Origin of the sequence: Azospirillum sp. A1-3, assembly GCF_023806445.1 — a bacterium.
Classification (GTDB): domain Bacteria; phylum Pseudomonadota; class Alphaproteobacteria; order Azospirillales; family Azospirillaceae; genus Azospirillum.
Window position 1 is genome coordinate 214049 of the sequence record NZ_JAMSLU010000003.1, and the last position, 19581, is coordinate 233629.

The 19581-nt window shown below is 69.9% G+C and carries 15 protein-coding genes; 10 read left to right on the plus strand and 5 right to left on the minus strand.

Translation table 11 applies throughout. The features are described from left to right. Positions 1–170: 170 nt before the first annotated feature. Complete coding sequence (locus M5E06_RS18910) at positions 171–437, minus strand: hypothetical protein (protein ID WP_136703734.1); 267 nt, start codon at positions 435–437, stop codon at positions 171–173. Positions 438–512: 75 nt separating this feature from the next. Further along, positions 513–902 carry a DUF1636 domain-containing protein gene (locus tag M5E06_RS18915; protein ID WP_252139525.1) on the minus strand — a complete coding sequence of 130 codons (390 nt, stop codon included), beginning with the start codon at positions 900–902 and terminating at the stop codon, positions 513–515. Positions 903–1051: 149 nt separating this feature from the next. Here M5E06_RS18915 and M5E06_RS18920 point away from each other — a divergent pair, with 149 nt between their 5' ends. Together M5E06_RS18920 and M5E06_RS18925 are read left to right on the plus strand one after the other, a co-directional pair. Continuing rightward, positions 1052–4510 (plus strand): hybrid sensor histidine kinase/response regulator, encoded by a 3459-nt coding sequence (locus M5E06_RS18920; protein ID WP_252139526.1) that lies wholly within the window; start codon positions 1052–1054, stop codon positions 4508–4510. After that, positions 4507–5439: a response regulator gene (locus M5E06_RS18925; RefSeq protein ID WP_252139527.1), complete on the plus strand. Its 933-nt coding sequence runs from the start codon at positions 4507–4509 to the stop codon at positions 5437–5439. The genes M5E06_RS18920 and M5E06_RS18925 overlap by 4 nt, the downstream gene beginning before the upstream one ends. 9 nt (positions 5440–5448) lie before the next feature. Here the strand turns inward: M5E06_RS18925 and M5E06_RS18930 are convergent, their stop codons facing one another. Continuing rightward, positions 5449–5913, minus strand: a complete 465-nt coding sequence (locus M5E06_RS18930) for a MaoC family dehydratase (RefSeq protein WP_252139528.1) — start codon at positions 5911–5913, stop codon at positions 5449–5451. 240 nt (positions 5914–6153) lie between these two features. Between M5E06_RS18930 and M5E06_RS18935 the strand changes: the two genes are divergently transcribed. From M5E06_RS18935 to M5E06_RS18970, 8 genes are all read left to right on the plus strand, one after another. Continuing rightward, entirely contained in the window at positions 6154–6678 is a 525-nt protein-coding gene (locus M5E06_RS18935; protein WP_252139529.1) for a chemotaxis protein CheW, read from the plus strand. Then, positions 6675–8090: a CheR family methyltransferase gene (locus tag M5E06_RS18940; RefSeq protein WP_252139530.1), complete on the plus strand. Its 1416-nt coding sequence runs from the start codon at positions 6675–6677 to the stop codon at positions 8088–8090. The genes M5E06_RS18935 and M5E06_RS18940 overlap by 4 nt, the downstream gene beginning before the upstream one ends. Next, entirely contained in the window at positions 8090–8797 is a 708-nt protein-coding gene (locus M5E06_RS18945) for a chemotaxis protein CheW (protein ID WP_252139531.1), read from the plus strand. The genes M5E06_RS18940 and M5E06_RS18945 overlap by 1 nt, the downstream gene beginning before the upstream one ends. A gap of 46 nt (positions 8798–8843) precedes the next feature. Further along, positions 8844–10532: a methyl-accepting chemotaxis protein gene (locus M5E06_RS18950; RefSeq protein WP_252139532.1), complete on the plus strand. Its 1689-nt coding sequence runs from the start codon at positions 8844–8846 to the stop codon at positions 10530–10532. Between the two features lie 13 nt (positions 10533–10545). After that, positions 10546–12792, plus strand: coding sequence for a hybrid sensor histidine kinase/response regulator (locus M5E06_RS18955; protein ID WP_252139533.1), 2247 nt, complete (start codon positions 10546–10548; stop codon positions 12790–12792). A gap of 50 nt (positions 12793–12842) precedes the next feature. Then, positions 12843–13919 (plus strand): chemotaxis protein CheB, encoded by a 1077-nt coding sequence (locus tag M5E06_RS18960; protein WP_252139932.1) that lies wholly within the window; start codon positions 12843–12845, stop codon positions 13917–13919. Further along, positions 13916–14683 carry a response regulator transcription factor gene (locus M5E06_RS18965; RefSeq protein WP_252139534.1) on the plus strand — a complete coding sequence of 256 codons (768 nt, stop codon included), beginning with the start codon at positions 13916–13918 and terminating at the stop codon, positions 14681–14683. The genes M5E06_RS18960 and M5E06_RS18965 overlap by 4 nt, the downstream gene beginning before the upstream one ends. Before the next feature lie 215 nt (positions 14684–14898). Further along, complete coding sequence (locus tag M5E06_RS18970) at positions 14899–16464, plus strand: ATP-binding response regulator (RefSeq protein ID WP_252139535.1); 1566 nt, start codon at positions 14899–14901, stop codon at positions 16462–16464. Positions 16465–16485: 21 nt separating this feature from the next. Here the strand turns inward: M5E06_RS18970 and M5E06_RS18975 are convergent, their stop codons facing one another. Both M5E06_RS18975 and ngg read right to left on the minus strand, forming a co-directional pair. Further along, complete coding sequence (locus tag M5E06_RS18975) at positions 16486–17544, minus strand: osmoprotectant NAGGN system M42 family peptidase (protein ID WP_252139536.1); 1059 nt, start codon at positions 17542–17544, stop codon at positions 16486–16488. Between the two features lie 184 nt (positions 17545–17728). After that, the gene (ngg, locus tag M5E06_RS18980) at positions 17729–19489 is read right to left on the minus strand and encodes an N-acetylglutaminylglutamine synthetase (RefSeq protein WP_252139537.1); all 1761 of its coding nucleotides are present in this window, start codon (positions 19487–19489) and stop codon (positions 17729–17731) included. Between the last annotated feature and the right edge of the window lie 92 nt (positions 19490–19581).

Here is a 19581-nt window from a genome sequence, read left to right on the forward strand (position 1 = left end):
CGTCAGCACAAAGCGAAGCTTTGTGCGAGAGCTTCGCGGGAGATGGGGCAGGAAGCTTGTCCGAGTGAACTGAATCGCGAAGCGGCGGCAGTCCCCTCTCCCGCGTGAGCGGGGGAGGGTTAGGGAGGGGGCAAGAGGTTTAAGGGGGCAAATAGGGACAAGCGCCCCCCTCAATGCACCACCATCTCCCCATCCCCGAACGCGCCCCCGAACGCCCCATCGTCCGCGTTCGTCGTCCGCACCGCCTCGACCAGATCGCGGACTTCCTCCGACAGATCGTCGGCGTCCCAGCCATGGCCGTCGGCGCCGGCAACCACCAGCAGACGCAGCGTGGTGCGCAGCAGGTCGCCGGCTTCCCAGCCGTTGGAGCGTTCCGCCTCTCGTGCCATGTGCAGCAGGCCGGTGGCGCAGTTCAGGACCTCGGGGTCGACCTTCATCGGGCGCTCCTCCTCGCCCGTAAGGGCGAAAATCGTTGGTCTTGCCAACAATAATTGGACCGCGGCCCCGATGTGTCAAACCCGACCGTCCGGCTCCTCCAGCGGCGGGAGTCGGGAAACGAAACGACCCTTGACGCCCTGCGGCCATTGCTTGAACGGAACGATCCCGTCATCGGTGGCGGCATAGGCGCGCAGGTAGGCGGTCAGCGTCTCCACCGTCATCTCGTCCGGGGCGAAGTCGCCCAGCACATAGCTCATCCGCGCGGCGGAGCGCACGGCGACGGCGCAAGGGCGCCGGCAGCTCATCAGGCAGCGCATCGGCCGCAGCCGCACCAGCGCCGCCAGATCGGGAGCTTCGGCCAGCGCCTGCTCCATCAGCGCCACCAGCTCCGCCCCCGGCCGAGTGGCGTCGGGCGGGTCTTCCGGCCGGCGGCAGGTTTCACAAACGACAAGCTCGACGGTCATGCTTGGGCTTTCAGCGATTGTCCGGGTCGTGGGGGTCGACAGCTAGAGGCCGGGTCCGGTGCTGTCAACGCGCTTGCACCTTGCCAAGCGCCGGGAAACTCCCGACGATGCGGACCGGCAGGGGCGACGGGCGGGAACGGCGGACGGGCATGAGCGCGAGGCAACGGATCGTCCGTGAACGCCGGCAATACAACCAGCTCGCCGCCGACCAGACGCTGGAGGACTACGCGCTCCGCTACACGGCGGAGCGGGCGCGGCGCTGGAGCGCGTGGCGCGTCGCCAACACCGCGCTCGGCGCCATCTCCTTCCTGGCCTGCGAGGCGCTGGGCGCCGCCGTCACCCTGACCTACGGCTTCGAAAACGCCATGGCCGCCATCCTGGCGGTGGCGCTGCTCAGCATCCTGGTCGGGCTGCCGATCACCTATCACGCGGCGAAGGCCGGGGTGGACATCGACCTGCTGGCCCGCGGCGCCGGCTTCGGCTATCTCGGTTCCACCATCACCTCGCTGGTCTACGCCTCCTTCACCTTCATCCTGTTTTCCATCGAGGCCAGCATCATGTCGGCCGGGCTGACCATGGTGCTGGGCATCCCGGCCTCTCTCGCCCATGTCATCAGTTCGCTGGCGGTGATCCCCATCGCCGTCTACGGCATCCGCTTCATCAGCCGCATGCAATGGGCGACGCAGCCGGTGTGGATCCTGCTGCAATGCGTGCCGCTGGCCTATTTCTTCCTGCTCGACCGCGAAACCCTGGCGCAATGGACCTCGCTGCCCGGCGTCTATGCCCCCGACGGCGGGTTGTCGCTGCTGCCCTTCGGCATGGCCGCCTCGGTCCTGCTCTCGCTTCTGCCGCAGATCGGCGAGCAGGTGGACTATCTGCGCTTCCTGCCCTCGCAGTCCCGCATCGGCAAGGTGCGCTGGTGGACGGCGCTGCTGGCCGGCGGGCCGGGCTGGGTGGTGATCGGCAGCCTGAAGCTGGCGGCGGGGTCGCTGCTGGCCTTCCTCGCCATCAAGCATGGGCTGGCGGTGGAGGATGCGGTGCAGCCCAACAGCATGTACCACATGGCCTTTCTCGACGTGTTCGGCTCCCCCGTCGCGGCGCTGGCGCTGACCGGCATCTTCGTCGTCGTCTGCCAGATGAAGATCAACGTCACCAACGCCTATGCCGGCTCCATCGCCTGGTCGAATTTCTTCTCCCGCCTGACCCGCAGCCACCCCGGCCGCGTCGTCTGGCTGGTGTTCAACGTGCTGCTGGCCCTGCTGCTGATGGAAATCGGCATCCTCGGCGTGATCGAGAGCATCCTCGGCCTTTACGCCAACGTCGCGGTCGGCTGGCTGGGGGCGGTCGCCGCCGATCTGGCCGTCAACAAGCCGCTGGGTTTCAGCCCGCCGGGGATCGAGTTCAAGCGCGCCCACCTCTACGACATCAACCCGGTCGGCACCGGCGCCATGGGCCTGTCGGTGCTGTGCTCCACCACCGCCTTCTTCGGGCTGCTGGGTCCGGTGGCCCAGGCGCTGGCCCCCTTCATCGGGCTGGTCGTCGCCTTCGCCGCCGCCCCGCTGATCGCCTGGAGGACGGGGGGGCGCTTTTACATCGCCCGCAAGTCCGATCCCCTGCCCGGCGAGGGCGCCACCGTCCGCTGTTCGATCTGCGAGAACCACTTCGAGCGGCCGGACATGGCCTTCTGCCCGGCCTACGACGCGCCGATCTGCTCACTCTGCTGCACGCTGGAGGCGCGCTGCCACGATCTGTGCAAGACCGACAGCCGCTTCGCCGACCAGATCGCCCGCAGCCTGCAACGGATCCTGCCCAGGCGCATGGCCGCCGGGGTCCACACCCGCACCGGCCACTTCATCGGGGTGATGACGCTGTTCTCGCTGGTGCTGGGCGGGGTGCTGCTGGTCATCGACTTCCAGTACGCCAATGCCGACGCGGCGGAGCGGGCGGCGATCCACACCGCGCTGGTCACCGTCTTCGTCTGCCTGTTCATCCTGTCCGGCGTCGCCGCCTGGCTGCTGGTGCTGGCCCATGAAAGCCGCCGCAAGGCGGAGGAGGAGAGCGGCCGCCAGACCGCCATGCTGATGGACGAGATCGCCGCCCACGAACGCACCGACGCCGCCCTGCAGAAGGCCAAGGAGGTGGCGGAGGCCGCGAACGCCGCCAAGAGCCGTTACATCATCGGCGTCAGCCACGAGATTCGCGCGCCGCTCAACGCCATCTCCGGCTATGCCCAGCTTCTGGAAAGCAACAGCACCCAGCGCCCGCAGGATGCCGTCCGCGTCATCCGCCGCAGTGCGGAGCATCTGTCGAACCTGATCGACGGGCTGCTCGACATCTCCAAGATCGAATCGGGACTGCGCCGGCTCAGCCGCGACAAGGTGCAGCTGATCGACTTCCTCGACCAGTTGGCCGACATGTTCCGCATCCAGGCCTCGGCCAAGGGGCTGGAGTTCCGCTATGCCCGCGTGCCGCATCTGCCGGTCTGGGTCCACACCGACAGCAAGATCCTGCGTCAGATCCTCATCAACCTGCTGTCCAACGCGGTGAAATACACCGAGAGCGGCCATGTCGCCCTGACCGTCCGCTACCGCAGCCAGATCGCCGAGTTCGAGATCGCCGACAGCGGCATCGGCATCCGGGCGGAGGACCTCGACCGCGTCTTCGAACCGTTCGAGCGCGGGCGGGGCGCGGCGGTGCGGGCGGTGGCCGGCACCGGCCTCGGCCTGACCATCACGCGGGTGCTGACCCGGATCATGGGCGGCGACATCGCCGTGCGCAGCGAAGCCGGGCGGGGCAGCGTCTTCACCGTCCGCCTGCTGCTGTCGGAGGCGATGCACCGGCCGGGCGAGCAGGTGGAGCGCCGCGCCATCACCGGCTATGCCGGGCCGCAGATCACCATCCTGCTGGCCGACGACGACCGCGACCATCTGGCGCTGATGACCGACATCCTGCGTCCGCTGGGATTCGTGCTGTTCACCGCGTCAGACGCCGCGACCTGCCTGGAGCTGGCGGCGCAGTGCAAGCCCGACGTCGCCATGCTCGACATCTCGATGCCCGGCGAGAGCGGCTGGGATCTGGCCGAGGAACTGCGCCGCCAGTTCGCCGACCGCATCCGCATCATCATGGTCTCCGCCAACGCCTACGAGGCGCAGGGACCGGGCGACGGCCGGGCGCCGCATGATGCCTTCGTCGCCAAGCCCATCGAAATCCACGCGCTGCTCGACCGCTTGCAGGCGCTGACCGGCCTGGAATGGCTCCATGCCGCGGAAAAGCCTGCGGAACCGCTTGCCCCGCCGCCCGCGCCGGCCGATCAAGCACCCGAGCAATCCAATCAAACGCCGTCCAATCACCTGCCGGAGTCGGCGCTGCGTCATCTCGACGACCTGCGCCAGCTTGGCCGGATCGGCTATATTCGCGGGATCGAGGCCAAGCTGCGCGAGATCGAGGCGGAGGATGCCGCCGCTCTTCCATTCGTCGAGCGGCTGCGAACGCTGGTGCGCGCCTTCGACCTGAAAGGCTATATGCGTGCGGTGGAAGAGGCGGCGGCGCAGCGCGACGCCGCGCAGAGCGACAATGATCTGGAAGAAGACGGGGCCGTGACGGGATGAAGCGCCGCGACATGATCCTGGTGGTGGACGACACCCCCGACACGCTGGGATTCCTGACGGAGGCCATTGAACAGGCCGACCTGACAGTGCTGGTCGCCGTCGACGGCGAGAGCGCGCTGGACCTCGTCGGCCAGATCACCCCGGACCTGATCCTGATGGACGCGGTGATGCCCGGCCTCGACGGCTTCGAGACCTGCCGGAGGCTGAAGCAGATCCCCCACCTGTCGCACATCCCCGTCATCTTCATGACCGGCCTCAGCGATACCGAGCATGTGGTGAAGGGGCTGGAGGCCGGCGGCGTCGATTACGTCACCAAGCCCATCGTGGTGGACGAACTGATCGCCCGCATCCGCGTCCATCTGACCAACGCCCGCGTCGCCTACGGCGCCCGCGCGGCGCTCGACGCCACCGGCCGCTTTCTGCTGGCGACGGACGGGGAGGGCAGGCTGCTGTGGTGCACCCCGCAGGCGGAGCGGCTGCTCTGCGGCCTGCTGCCCGGCCCCGACGGCGTGCGCCCGGAAGCGGCATCCTCCCTGGCCGCCGGTCTGGTCCGGCTGCGCCAATCCCCATCCCCTGGCGCCTCGGCGGAGACCTTCACGCTGGAGCTGCCGGACGGCGAGGGCGTGCGGCGGCTGGAATTCACCTATCTCAGCCCGGCCAACCCCGACGAGTACCTGTTCCGCCTCAGCGAGCCGACCGCCGGCCGGCAGGAGGCGATCCTGCGCGACGCGCTCGGCCTGACCGCGCGCGAGGCGGAGGTTCTGCTGTGGATCGCCAACGGCAAGCCGAACCGCGACATCGGCGAGATCCTGGGCATCAGCCCGCGCACGGTGAACAAGCACCTGGAACAGGTCTTCGCCAAGCTGGGGGTGGAAAACCGCGCCTCCGCCGCCGCGCTGGCGATCCGCACCCTGGCCGCGCGGGCCTGAAGGCGGCGTTCAGACCTCGACGGTCTGCGGGCCGCTTCGTCCGGCGATGATGTGGTTCATGATGCAGGTCATCACCGGCTCGCCGCGCTGGTTCACCGTGGTGTAGGCCAGCCGCACCGTGCCGCGTCCGCCGCGGCGCGACGGGATGGTCTCCACCACCTCCACCCGGGCGCGGATGGTGTCGCCGGGCCGCACCGGCCGCAGCCAGCGCAGCTCGTCCATGCCGGACCCGCCCAGGCTGGTGCCGGTGATGATGCCGGTGTCGCGGATCAGCCGGAAGGTCAGCGACAGGGTGTGGAAACCGCTGGCGATCAGCCCCTGGAACGGCCCGTCGGCCGCCGCCGCCGCGTCCATATGGAAGGGCTGCGGGTCAAAGCGCTGGGCGAAATCCATGATCTGGCTGTCGGTCAGGGTCGCCCCTTCCGATTCGATCACGTCGCCCATGCGGAAATCCTCGAAATAACGGCCGGCCATCGTCTCTTCTCTCCCTGGTCCCGGTTTATCCTTGCCGCAACAGAGTAGCCCGCCCGGTCCATCCGGCAAAGGGCAGGGACGATCACGGCCGGGGCATAGGCCCTACGGCGTAAACCATTGGCGTAATTCGCATTCCGGTCGTGATGGGGCATGTTCCCGGTCGGATTCCAGACCATCGACGGACGGATGTCACCAAACCCAGCGCAAACTGTCTCCACCCCGTCGCCATTCCGTTGCGTCGTGTTTTCGGTTGCCGGCCGGGCGCTGGCGCTGCCGGTGGAGTCCGTGCGGCGTTTTTTGCCGTTGCCGCGTCTCGACCGGCTGCCGACGGCGCCGCTGCCGGTGGAGGGCGTTTTCCGCTATCAGGGGGAGGTGGTGCCGGTCCTGCGCCTGGACGTGCTGCTGGATCTGGCCGCCGAGGGTGCCGGGGCCGCCGAGCCGAACCTCTATTCGCCGCTGTTTCTCGTCACCTGGCAGGGGCGGCCGGCGGCGCTGCTGGCCGACCGGGTTTATGGCGACACCGCGGTCGATCCCGCCGAGCGCACCCCCTCCGACCCGTCGCTGACCTTCAACGGCTGTGCCGCCGGCGCCTTTCCGGACCGGGTGACCGGCCGCGGCGGCACCGTGACCCTGCTCGACCCCGACCGGCTGCTCAGCGAGGCGGAAGGCCGGCTGCTCGACGCCTTCCGCGCCGTGGCGGAACGCAGGCTGGCGCAGTGGCGGCACGCTCAGGACCCGGCCTCTTCCGCGGACGGTGCCGCATGATGCCGAACGCCGTCGCCGCCGGGATCGAGGCGATCCGCCGCGATCCGAATTTCCTGCGCCTGAAGTCGATGGTGATCGACGCCACCGGCCTCGCCTATTACGCCGACAAGGATGCCGCCTTCGCCGAGCGGATCAACCGCCGGCTGCCCTTCGGCCGCATCACCACGGTCGGCGGCTATCTCGCCGCGCTGGAGGCGGAGGGTCCGACCGGCGCCGAATATCAGGGCCTCATCAACGAGCTGGCGGTGGGGGAGACCTTCTTCTTCCGCTACATCGAGCAGTTCGACGCGCTGCGCGCCGTCGCCATCCCCGAATGCCTGCGCCGCAACCAGTCGAGCCGCCTGCTGCGGATCTGGAGCGCCGGTTGCTCCATCGGTCCGGAGGCCTACACGCTCGAAATCCTGCTGAAGCAGCATTTCGCCGCCCAGCTGGAAGGATGGCAGGTCCACATCATCGGCACCGACATCAACGGCGCCTTCCTGGAACAGGCGCGGCGCGGCGCCTATGGCGACTGGGCGGTGCGCGGCCTGTCGCCGGAAACGCTGGAGGCCTGCTTCGACCGCCAGGACAAGCTGTGGTCGGTGAAGCCGAAATACCGGCAATGGACCAGCTTCCTCCCCTTCAACCTCGTGGATGGCGAGATCCCCTCCTATCCGCACGGGATCGGGCATTTCGACATCATCCTGTGCCGCAACGTCATGATCTATTTCGACGAGGCGACACGGCACCGGCTGCTGGGCAACCTGCACAAGGCGCTGGCCGACGGCGGCTGGCTGGTGGTCGGCCACGCCGAGGCCGGCCCGCAGATGAACGAGCTGTTCATTCCGGTCTCGGTCCCCGGCGCCACCCTCTACCGCAAGCAGGCCGAAGCGGTGGCCCCGGCCGCGGCGGTTCGCAGCCCGGCCCCCGGTCCGGCAGCGGCGGCGCCGGCCCCCGAGCCCAAGTCCCGCCGTGCGACCGGACCGGCGCCGGAAGCCGCGCCCGCTCCGCGCGCCCGCAAGTCCGCGCCGGCCGCGACGCCTCCCGCCGCACCGACCCCGCCGGACCCCGCCGAGACCAACGAGCGCTCGACCGTTCTGGAAGCCTGTCTCGCCCGGGTGGAGGCGAGCAGGCTCGACCCCGGCGCCCATTACCAGCTGGGTCTGGTGGAGGAGGAGCTGGGCGTCGGCGACCCGGTGGCGGCCTTCAAGCGCGCGCTGTATCTCGACCCGCGATTCGTTCTGGCCGACTATCATCTGGCGCTGGCCTATTGGCGGCGCGGCCGGCTGCTCCCGGCGCAACGCCATTTCCGCAATGCGCGCGAGGCGCTGGAGAGCCGTCCCGACGACGAGGCGGTGGCGGAGGGCGGCGGCCTGACCGTTCAGGAGCTGCGCGGCATGCTGGACCTCTGGCTGACCGGTGAGGAGGGCTGATGGACGACACGCTTGCCGGCGCAGGGAGTGGAGCCGGGGCCGCACCGCTGATCGCCGCCCTCGAAAGCGCCTCCCCCGAGCGTGCCGCCGCCCGTGCGGCCGCCCAAGCCGCCGTCGACTGGGACGAGGTGCACAGGAAGCTGGCCCGCCGCAACGCCGACCTGGAGGCGACCTTCGCCGGCCGCGGCCCCTGGGCCGACGCCGTTCTGGCCCGCCGGGCGGAGGATCTGGCCGAAATCCCGCAGCTCCACGGGGAGGAGAGCACCGGCATCCCGATGCTGGTCGCCCGTGGGGCCGAAACGCACTATGGGCTGGAGCTGCGCCATCTCGGCCATATCGTGCCGATGCCGCGGCTGGCCCGCGTGCCGGGGGCACCGCCCGCCGTGCTGGGGGTGATCGCCGTTGCCGGCCGGGTGATGCGGCTGTTCGACCTCGACCGGCTGTGCAATGGCCCGTCGGCCAGTGTATCCGCCGCCCTGCTGTCCAGGGCCGATGCCGGGACCGACCCGTCCGGCTACGCCATCGTGCTGCGCACCGGCGCCGGCCGTCCGGCGGCCTTGCGCGTGCGGGAGGTGGAGCGGGTGGCCGACATCGTGCCGCCGCGCGGCTCAGCCCCGGTGGAGGCCGGGCCGCTGGTCAGGGCCATCGCCGCCGACCGCATGGCGATCCTGGACATGGCGGCGCTGCTCGACCTCGTGAAGACCTGAAACCGACCGATCCACCTGAAGAGCCGTCCGGGGCTGGAGTCCAAGAATGAACATGAAAGTCGCGCACAAGCTGGTCCTGGGATTCGGCGTCGTCTGTGTCCTGACGGCGTTGCTGGCGCTCTATCAGATGTCGCGCTTCTCCGACGCGCTGGACGTCATCATGGCGGTGTCGACCTACGACAACGAAGCCGCCAAAATGGTGACGGACGTCGGCAACATGCAGGCGGAACTGCGCAGCACGCGCGAGACGGCGCTGAACGCCGTGTCCATCGCCAATGCCGAAGGGCGGGTCGCCGAAATCCCGGCCCTGCTGGCGCCGCTGCGCCGCCATTACGACGAGGTCGGCGTCCAACTGCGCGACCGGCTGGGCCAGCTGCGGGCGATGGTGGCTGAACGGTCCTCGACCGGCGTGACCGACAGCCGCCGCCGGGGCTGGGTCGAACTGGACACCTCCGTCAACGAGATGAGCCGCGCCATCGCCCTGGTCGGCGACGAGGCACGGACCATCTACACCATGCTGGAGCGCAACCAGATCACCGACGCGCTGCAGCGCCGTCAGCGGGTGGACGAGTTGCGCAAGAACATGGAGGCGCGCATCGCCCAGGCCCAGACCGCCATCGACCACCTGACCACGGCCGGCCGCAGCGAAATCCGGTCGATCTACAACTCCGCCATCCAGTCCTCGGTCATCGCGCTGGTTGTCGTCTTCCTGATCGCGGTGGCGGTCGCCTATCTGATCGGCAGCTCGATCACCCGGCGGCTCGGCCGCGCCATCGACTTCGTCACCAAGGTCGGCCACGGCGATCTGACCCAGGAGATCGCCATCGCCGGCAAGGACGAGCTGGCGATCCTCGGCCAGCATCTGAACGAGATGGCCGGCCGGCTGAAGTCGATGGCCCGCACCACCCGCGAAACGGCGGAGAGCGTCCACGCCGCCACCGCCCAGATCCGCGCCTCGACCCAGCAGCAGTCGGCCAGCGTCGCCGAACAGCTGGCGGCGGTGGAGCAGACCACGGCCACCCTGTCGGAGATCACCGAATCCGGCGCCCAGATCAACCGCCGCGCCCAGGACGTCTCGCACGGCGCCCAGACGGTGGCGGCCTCCAGCCATTCCGGCATGAAGGCGGTGGACGACACCATCCAGGCGATGGACGCCATCCGCGAACAGGCCGAAGCGGTGGCCGAGAACATCGTCATGCTGTCCGAACGCACCCAGGCGATCGGCGAGATCATCGTGACGGTCAACGACATCGCCGAGCGCTGCCATCTGCTGGCGCTGAACGCCGCCATCGAGGCGGCGGCGGCCGGCGAGCATGGCCGCACCTTCTCCATCGTGGCGGGCGAGATCAAGAGCCTCGCCGACCAGTCGAAGGAGGCGACCGCCCAGGTCCGCTCCAACCTGTCGGAGATCCAGCACGGCATCAACGCCTCGGTGATGCTGACGGAGGAGGCGGTGAAGCGCGTCGCCGCCGGCAAGCGCCAGACCGACGCCACCCAATCGACCATCCGCACCATGGCGGAGAACATCCAGGAGAGCGTGCTGGCCTTCCAGCAGATCGTCGCCGGCACCAACCAGCAGCAGATCGGCCTGGAGCAGGTGATCCAGGCGCTTCAGAACATCCGCGAGGCCAGCAGCCAGACGGCGGCCGGCACCCGCCAGCTGGAAGGCGCCGCCGCCAACCTGAACAACCTCGGCCAGGGTCTGGTCGAGGCGGTGCGGAACTACCGGGTGTGATGCGGAGCCCCTGATGGACATCCGCCAGCGCCTGCTCGCCGCCTTCGACCTGGAGCACAAGGAGCACCTCGCCGCGATCCGCAACGCGCTCCGCGATGCGGAGGCGACGGGCGACGCGCCGGATCTCGTCGACATCCACCGGCGCGCCCACAGCCTGAAGGGCGCCGCCCGCGCCGTCGACCTGCCGGAGGTGGAGGCGATCTCCCACCGGCTGGAAGCCGCCTTCATCGCCGTGCAGAAGGGTGAGATCCCGCTCGATGCCGCCAATGTCGGCGTGTTCCGCCGCGCGCTCGACGCCATCGAGGATCTGGTCGCCTGGTCGCTCCAGGGCGGCGGCGAGGTGGAGACGGCCGGCGTGCTCGCCGATCTCGACGCGCTGGCCGCCGGTCGCAGCGGCGGCCCCGCTCCGGCCCCCGCTCCGGCCTCCCCCGCCCGTACCGCCGGCAGCCGGCCTCCCCGCCAGCGCGAGCGCACCGTCGACGCCGATTCCGCCGCCCTTGTCCGCATCGCCGCCCAGGGGCTGGAGCGCCTGTCCGAGACCGCGTCGGCCCTGCTGCCGGAGGTGGAGGCGCAGGCGGGGCTCGGCGAGCAGCTCCGGGCGATGCGCCAGGAATGGCGGGCGCTCGACCGCGCATGGCGCCATCTGCGCGTGCAGCTCGGCCGCGGCGCCCGGCTGGAGGCCCGGCCGGAGGATGGAGCCGACGCGCTCGACGGCCGCGGCGCTCTTCCCGCCCTGATGGCTTTCGAGCGCCGCTTCCGGTCGCTGGGCGGCGCGCTCGACAGCGCGCACCGCAGCCATGACCGGCTGCTGTGGTCGATGCGGCGCTGGGGCGGCGGCTTCCAGCAGGACATGCGGCGCCTGCGCATGCTGCCGGCCGAAAACCAGCTGAGCGGCCTCGGCCGTATGGTCCGCGACATCAGCCGGGCCGAGGGCAAGGAGGTCGAGGTCGACGTCCGCGGCCTGGAGGTGGAGGCCGACCGCAACGTCCTGCAGCGGCTGAAGGACCCCATCCTCCACATCGCCCGCAACGCCATCAGCCACGGTATCGAAACGCCGGCGGAACGGCTGGCGCTGGGCAAGCGGCCGGCGGCGCGCGTCACCATCGCCGCCTCGGTGGAGGGGGCGCGCCTGCACCTGCGCATCGAGGATGACGGCCGCGGGCTGGACCGCGCGGCGATCCTGCGCAAGGCGGCCGAACGCGGCCTGATCGACGCCGACGAGCTGTCCGGCGCCGAGGAGATACCGCTGGAGCGGCTGACCGAGTTCCTGTTCCATCCCGGCTTCTCCACCGCCTCGCGCACCACCGAACTGGCCGGGCGCGGCATGGGCCTCCCCATCGCCCGGCGGGAGGTGGAGCGGCTGCAGGGCAACCTGACCATCGCCGACCGGCCGGAGGGCGGCACCGCCGTCACCATCGAGGTGCCGCTGAGCCTGCTCAGCCAGCGTCTGGTCTTCGTCGCCGTGCAGGATCAGATCCTGGCGATCCCGTCCGCCGACGTGGTCCGGCTGCGCACCGCCACCGCCGAATCGCTGTTCTCCGGCGTCGGCACCCCGATGATCCGCATCGGCGAGGAGGAGACTCCCGTCACCTCGCTGGCCGCCCTGCTGGGCATGGAGGCGCCGGTGGTGCCCACCGCCGAACGCTCGCTGGCCCTGGTGGTCGTCCGCGCGGCCGACCGGCGGCTGGCGCTGGCGGTCGACCGCTTCGTCGCGACGCGCGAAACGGTGGTGACGGCGGCGGAGGAAACCGGGCTCGACAGCGGCCGCTATCTCGGCACCGTGCTGATGGACGATGGCGGGCCGGCGCTGGTGCTGAACATCTCCGGCCTGATGCCGCTGCCCGGCAGCGTCCTGCCGCCCCCGGCACGCCCGGCGGAAGAGGCTACCCCTGCCCGGGCGCATATCCTGGTCGTCGATGACAGCATCACCACCCGCACGCTGGAAAAGAGCATCCTCGAAGCCCATGGTTATCGGGTGACGCTGTGCGTGGACGGGCGCGAGGCCCTGGAGCGCCTTTCCGAAGGGATGGAGGTTGGCCTGATCATCAGCGACGTCGAGATGCCCCGGATGGACGGTTTCGCCCTGCTGCAGGCGGTGAAGGCCGACAAGCGGCTGGAGGAGATCCCGGTGATCCTCGTCACCTCGCGCGCCAGCGACGAGGACCGCGAGCGCGGCCTGCGGCTTGGGGCGGACGCCTACATCGTCAAGACGCGGTTCGACCAGAACGAGCTTCTGGCCGGCATCCGGCGGCTGCTGTGAGCGGGGCGGCGCACTCCGGACCTCCCACCGTCGGAACTCGTCGTATCCGTGTGCTGGTGGTGGAGGACAGTCCGGTCATCCAGCAGCTTCTCAGCCACGTCATCGGCGCCGACCCGCGGCTGGAGGTGGCGGGCATCGCTTCCAGCGGCGAGCAGGCTCTGCGCATGATCGAGAAGAACGCCCCCGACGTGGTGTCGCTCGACATCCGCCTGCCGGGCATCGACGGCTTCGAGGTGACCAGCCGCATCATGCGGCAGAATCCGCTGCCGATCGTGGTGGTGGCGTCCGACGTGCGCGACCTCGACATCCCGATGCGGGCGCTGCAGGCCGGCGCGCTAGCGGTGGTGGAAAAGCCGGGCAGCATGGCGCGCGCCGACTACCAGACGGTGGCGCACCATCTCTGCACCCAACTGGTCATCATGAGCCAGGTGAAGGTCATCCGCCACCGCATCACAGCGCGGGCCGCCCGCTCTTCCAATGCCTCCGGCGAAATCCCATCCCCCGACGGCGGCCTGCCGGAGGCGGCGGTGACGGCCGACGGCCGCATCCGCCGTTTCCGCGGGCTGGGCCTCGTCGCCTCCACCGGCGGGCCGGCGGCGCTGGCGAAAGTCCTGAAGGAGCTGCCGACCGGCTTTCCGCTGCCGGTCTTCGTGGTCCAGCATATGGGCGCTCCCTTCATGGAGGGCTTCGCCAACTGGCTGGGCACCGTCTCCCCGCTGCCGGTGCAGTTGGGCGAGGCGGGGGTGAAGCCGCGGCCCGGCACGGTCTATGTGGCGCCGGGCGACCGGCACATGCTGGTGGACAACGGCGCCATCCGCCTGTCCGGCGACCCGATGGTGTGCGGCCAGCGCCCGTCGGGCGAGGTGCTGTTCCAGTCGATGGCGCGCGCCTATGGCGCCTCCGGCATCGGCGTGCTGCTGACCGGCATGGGAGAGGATGGAGCGAGGGGACTGGTGGACATGCATCGGGCGGGGGCCTACACGATTGCCGAACACGCCTCCACGGCGGTGATCCACAGCATGCCGGGCACCGCCGTGCGCCTGGGCGGCGCCGTGGAGGAACTGCCTCTCGACCGGGTGGCCGGACGGCTGCTGCAACTGACCTCCGACGAGAAGATGGCGCCATGAACGGACTCCGCAGCCTGGTGGTCATGGGTTCCCAGACGCAGGGGCTTCTGCTGAAGCTTCTGTTGGAGGAACGAGGCGTCGAGACCGTCTGCGTCGACGGCGTGGAACCGGCCCTGGCCGAGATCGCCGGCAATCCGCAGGATCTGCTGATCGTCGAGGGCGAGCTTGCCGGCCCCACCGGCCTCGCCGACCTGCGCGCGCGCAGCGACGCCGCCGTCATGGTGCTCGGCCGCGGCGATGGCGAGCACGACTCCTCCGACCCCAAGGCGCTGGTGGAGGAGGCCTGCGTGCTGCTGGAGCGGCGCAGCGCCCCGCCGACCGTGCCGGAAATCTTCCGCCGCGCCCATATCCTGATCGTCGACGACAGCGCGACCTACCGCGAGTTCCTGCGCGCCGAACTGGAGCAGGAGGGCTGCACCGTCACCGCCGCCCGCAACGCCGACGAGGCGGTGGCGGCGCTGGCCGGCGGCGGGCTCGACTGCGTCATCCTCGACCTCGTGATGCCGGGCACCAGCGGCACCCAGCTCTGCGAACGATTCGACAGGTTCCGGCGCCAGCGCGGCCTGTTCTTCCAAATCGTCATCCTGACCAGCCAGGACGACGAGGAACAGCTGATGATCAGTTTGAACGCCGGTGCCGACGATTTCGTTGGCAAGGCGCAGGAGATGGATGTCCTGAAAACCCGGCTGATGGCGCTTCTGCGTCGGAAATACTTCGTGGAGGATCATCTGATGCGGCGGCCGCGGCCTGCACCTTCCGCATAGGAAGGGAGTAGAGCCATCGTGTGATTTCGGAAGTCGCTTTGTCCGTTTATTCTCTGCGGGCATTTCGAAACTGTCCGACGGTCTATCCGGTGCCGGTGCCGATTACGATGGCGATCAGCCTCCAGCCGTTCCACGACACTCCGATTCCCGCCCCGATCCCCGGCGACACCGATGTGAGAGATTCCGACGCGATGCACCGATCTTCGGCCACCCCAATGTCCCCGACCGATCTGCGCTATCGCGAGTGTCTCGACAACGCACGGCGAGTCTGCGCGGCCGGGACGGTGCCGACCATGCTGGTGATCGGCGGACCGGAGATGGCCGCCGTCCGCTGCAACGAGGCGCTGGCCTCCCTGCTCAACCATCCGCGGGCCGCCACCCGCGACGAGAGCGGGCCGACCCTGCTGCCCGGCGGCTGGCCGGCGGTGGCCGACGCGCTGCGCCCGCTCTACGGGGTAGGAGGCGCCGACGGCCCGGCCACGCCGCCCGACGGCGCCCCGCTGCAGTTGCCGACCGAACCGCCGCTGAGCCTGCGCGCCACGCCGCTGCTGGTCGACGGCCGCGTGGTCGGAGTGTTGGCGACGGCGACGCTGGACGGCGCCATCGCCAAGCTGGAGGAGGCGATGCGGGCGGAGGTGGCGCGCACCACGGCGGCGCGCTCCCGCTTCCTGGCATCCGCCAGCCACGACCTGCGCCAGCCCTTCCAGGCGATGCGCCTGTTCCTCGACGCGCTCACCACCCAGGTGGAGGGCAACGCGCGGGCCACCCGCACCGCCGGCATGCTGGCAAACGCGATGACGGCGGGCGAGCAGCTGCTGAACGCCCTGCTCGACATCTCGACGCTGGACGCCGGCACGGTGGAGGCCGACCTGCAGCCGGTGTCGGTGGATGCGCTTCTGCAATCGCTGGCCGATGAATTCCGTCCCCAGGCGGAGGAGAAGGGGCTGCGCCTGCGTGTTCATCTGCCCTGCCGGGCATTCACCCGCAGCGACCCGATCCTGCTCGGCCGCATCATCCGCAACCTCCTGGCCAACGCCATCCGCTACACCCAGCGCGGCGGCATCCTGCTGGGGTTGCGCAAGCGCGACGGGCACTGGCGGATCGAGGTGTGGGACACCGGTTTCGGCATTCCGCAGGACAAGCTGGACGTCATCTTCGACGAGTTCCACCAGCTGACCAACCCGGCCCGCGATCCGACGCGCGGCCTTGGCCTCGGCCTCGCCATCGTGCGGCGCCTGTCGGTTCTGCTGAGCGCGCCCATCGACGTGCGGTCGCGCTCCGGCCGCGGCTCAGTCTTCGCCGTCACCGTCGACCGCCTGGAGGGGGAGGAGGCGCTCGCCGACACCTCGTCCGCTACGGCGTCGGCCGATCAGGCGGCGTCGGCAGTCCCGTTGGACGGCATGCGTATCCTGGTGGTGGATGACGACAGCATGGTGCTGTCCGGCCTGCTGCTGACCCTGGAAAGCTGGGGCTGCGCCTTCGTCTCCGCGTCGAACATGCGCGAGGTGTTCGCCGCGGTCGACGGGCTGGAAGGCCCGCCCGACGCCATCCTGACCGACCTGCGCCTACCGGGAAAGGTGTCCGGCTTCGACGTGATCGACCGTGTGCGCAAGCTGTTCAAGGCCGACATCCCGGCGGTCGTCCTGACCGGCGAGACCGCGCCCGAATCCCTGCTGGAAGGCCAGCGCCGCGGCTGCGCCTTCCTGCACAAACCACTCCACCCCGGCGACCTCCGCCGCGTGCTGGAAGAAGTGCGTCGGGACGGGACGGCGGGCTGCTGAGGGGCCGCTCAATCCCGCCCATCAATCCCGGGGCGGGCTCTGCAGGTAGAGCACCAGCAGCCGCACCAGGCTTTCCAGCGCGTCGGCATGGATGCGCTCGTAGCCGTGCGAGGCGTCGATGCCGAAGCAGACCAGTGCGGTGCGGATGTCGTTGCCGGCCTCGATCGCCGATGCGCTGTCGCAGCGGTAATAGCGGAAGACGTCGCGCTGGTGCGGGATGTTCTGCGCCTGGCACAGCGCGATCAGCGAGTGGGTCAGCGCCATGTCGAACGGGCCGGTGCTGTCGGCCATGGCGATGGTGACGCCGAATTCGCTGCTGTTCTGGCCGGGGGCGGTGGTGCCGTTGTCGATGGTCACCATCTCCGCCACGTCCTGATGCAGGATCGAGGAGGCGCCGGACCCGACCTCTTCGGAGATCGTGAACAGCAGGTGGCAATCGACCGGCAGGGCGGCCCCGGCATCGACCACCGCCTTCGCCGCGCCCAGCATCACCGCCACCCCCGCCTTGTCGTCGAGGTGGCGGGAGACGATGTAGCCGTTTTCCAGGAATTCCGGCTGCGGGTCGATGGCGACGATGTCGCCGATGTTGAAGCCGCGCTCCTCCAGATCCTGCCGGCTGGCGACCGGGGCGTCGACGCGCAGTTCCACCTGCTGCCAGGTGACCGGCTGGGTGTCGACCTCCTTGTTGAAGGTGTGGCCAGACGCCTTCAGCGGCAGGATGGTGCCGCGCCACGGACCGCGGTCGGTCAGCACGGTGCAACGCGCGCCCTCGGCGAAGCGGGATGACCAGTGGCCGATCGGCACCAGTTCCATCCGGCCATTGTCCTTCAGCATCTTCACCTGGGCGCCCAGCGTGTCGACATGGGCGACCAGCGCCCGGTCGGGGCTGGCCCGCACCCCCTTCAGGTCGGCGCGGATGGCGCCGCGCCGCGTCAGCTCATAGGGGATGCCCAGCCGCTCCAACTCGGCACAGCACAGCCGCACCACGTCGGTGGTGTATCCGGTCGGGCTGGGCGTGGTCAGCAGCCGGTAGAGGACGTCGGTGACATAGCCCATATCGACGGGCAGCGGTACGGCCATGGTCGGTTTTTCCTCCTGCTGAACCCTCTTCCGCCTTGCTGAAGATCCCCTCTCCCCCCGGGGAGAGGGTTAGGGTGAGGGGGACGCGTGGCGAGGATTCTCGTGAAGCCACGCAGTGCACCCCCCTCACCCTCCCCACTTCGTGGGGCCCCTCCCTCTCCCCGGGGGAGAGAGGGCGAATTTGCTACAGCACCCCCCGCGTCTGGGGAAACAGCAGGTCGACGAAACGTTCCGCCGTCGGCTGCGGTTCGTGGTTGGCGAGGCCCGGCCGCTCGTTCGCCTCGATGAACACGTATCCCGGCCGGTCGGGCGACTCCACCAGCAGGTCGAATCCCACCACCGGAATGTCCAGCGCGCGGGCCGCCACCGTCGCCACCTCCACCAGTTCCGGGTGCAGGCAGTCGGTCACATCGTGGATCGTTCCCCCGGTGTGCAGGTTCGCCGTCTTGCGCACCGGCAGCACCTCGCCGGCCGGCAGCACGTCGTCCAGGCTCTTGCCGGCGGCGGCGAGGCAGCGGTCGGTCTCCGCGTCCATCGGGATGTGGCTTTCCCCGCCGGTGGCGGCGGCGCGGCGGCGGCTCTGCGCCTCGATCAGTTCGCGCACGCTGTGGGTGCCGTCGCCGGTGACCTCGGCCGGGCGGCGCACCGCGGCGGCCACCACCTTCTTGTCGATGACGATGATCCGCAGATCCTGCCCCTCGCAGAACTGCTCCAGCAGCACCGTGTCGCAATGCTGGCGGGCCGCCGCGACGGCGCGCTCCATCGTCTCGGCGTCGCGCACGTCGACGGTGATGCCGCGCCCCTGCTCGCCGCGCGCCGGCTTCACCACGACGCGGCCGTGCGTCGCCAGGAAGGCGGCGTTCTCCTCCGCCTCTCCCGCCACCGCCTGGGCCGGGACGTTCAGCATGGCGCGTTCCAGCACGCGGCGGGTCACCGCCTTGTCGTCGCAACGGCTCATGGCGACTGCGCTGGTCAGCTCGCTGAGGGATTCGCGGCAGACCACGCTGCGCCCGCCCCAGGTCAGGCAGAAATAGCCGGCCTCGGCATCCACCACATCGACGCCGATGCCGCGCCGCCGCGCCTCGTTGACGATGATGGTGGCATAGGGGTTCAGCCGCTCGCCCGGCTGCGGGCCGGTGAACAGCCGCTCGTTGATCGGGTTCTTGGTCTTCAGCGCGAAGGCCGGAATCCGGCGGAAATTCAGCTTCTCGTACAGCGCGATGGCGTTCTCGTTGTCATGCAGCACCGACAGGTCGAGGAAGGCCCGTCCGCGCGCCTGCACATGCTCCGCCACCGTGCGGACCAGCGTCTCGCCGATCCCCGGAAACGACGCCTGCGGATCGACCGCCAGGCACCACAGCGAACTGCCGTTCTCCGGATCGCCATAGGCATGGGCGTGATCCACCGCCGTCACCGACCCGATCACCTCGCCGGTGGAATCGTCGCAGGCGACGAAATGGGTCAGCACCCGGCTGTTGCGCGACGCCACCAGGAAGGAGGAGGAGACCGGCACCATCCGCCGCCGGGCATAGATGCGCTGCACCCCCTCGGCATCCTCGCGCGTGCGCAGCCGGCGGACGCTGTAGCCCTTCGGCCGACGCCGCGACGGCCGATAATCGGTCAGCCACAGGCGGAAGGTGTGGGAGGGGTCGAGGAACAGCTCCTGCGGCGCGCGCGACAGGGCGACATGCGGGTCCTGCAGATAGAACACGATGTCGCGGGTGCCCGGCGCCTCCTGCCGCAACGTCTCGATCATGCGGTCGAGATCGTCGAAGGTGTGGGCGAAGATCAGCCGGCCCCAGCCGCAATCCACCACCACGTCGGCGCGCGGCGCGTCGGCCTCAGTCTCTCCCGCCGGTGGCCGGCCGGTGTAGCGGCGGGTGTGGCGCAGGGTGGCGCTGGCGGCGCGTTCCAGCCGGTGCGGTTTCACGCGGGCGTAGCTCATGGGTTCCCCCTGATCGTCGGATGCGGCTCCTCGCGTTGGCAACATCCGGGGACGCGGATCGGTCCCGCGCCCGGATGTGCCGGCGGAGCGTT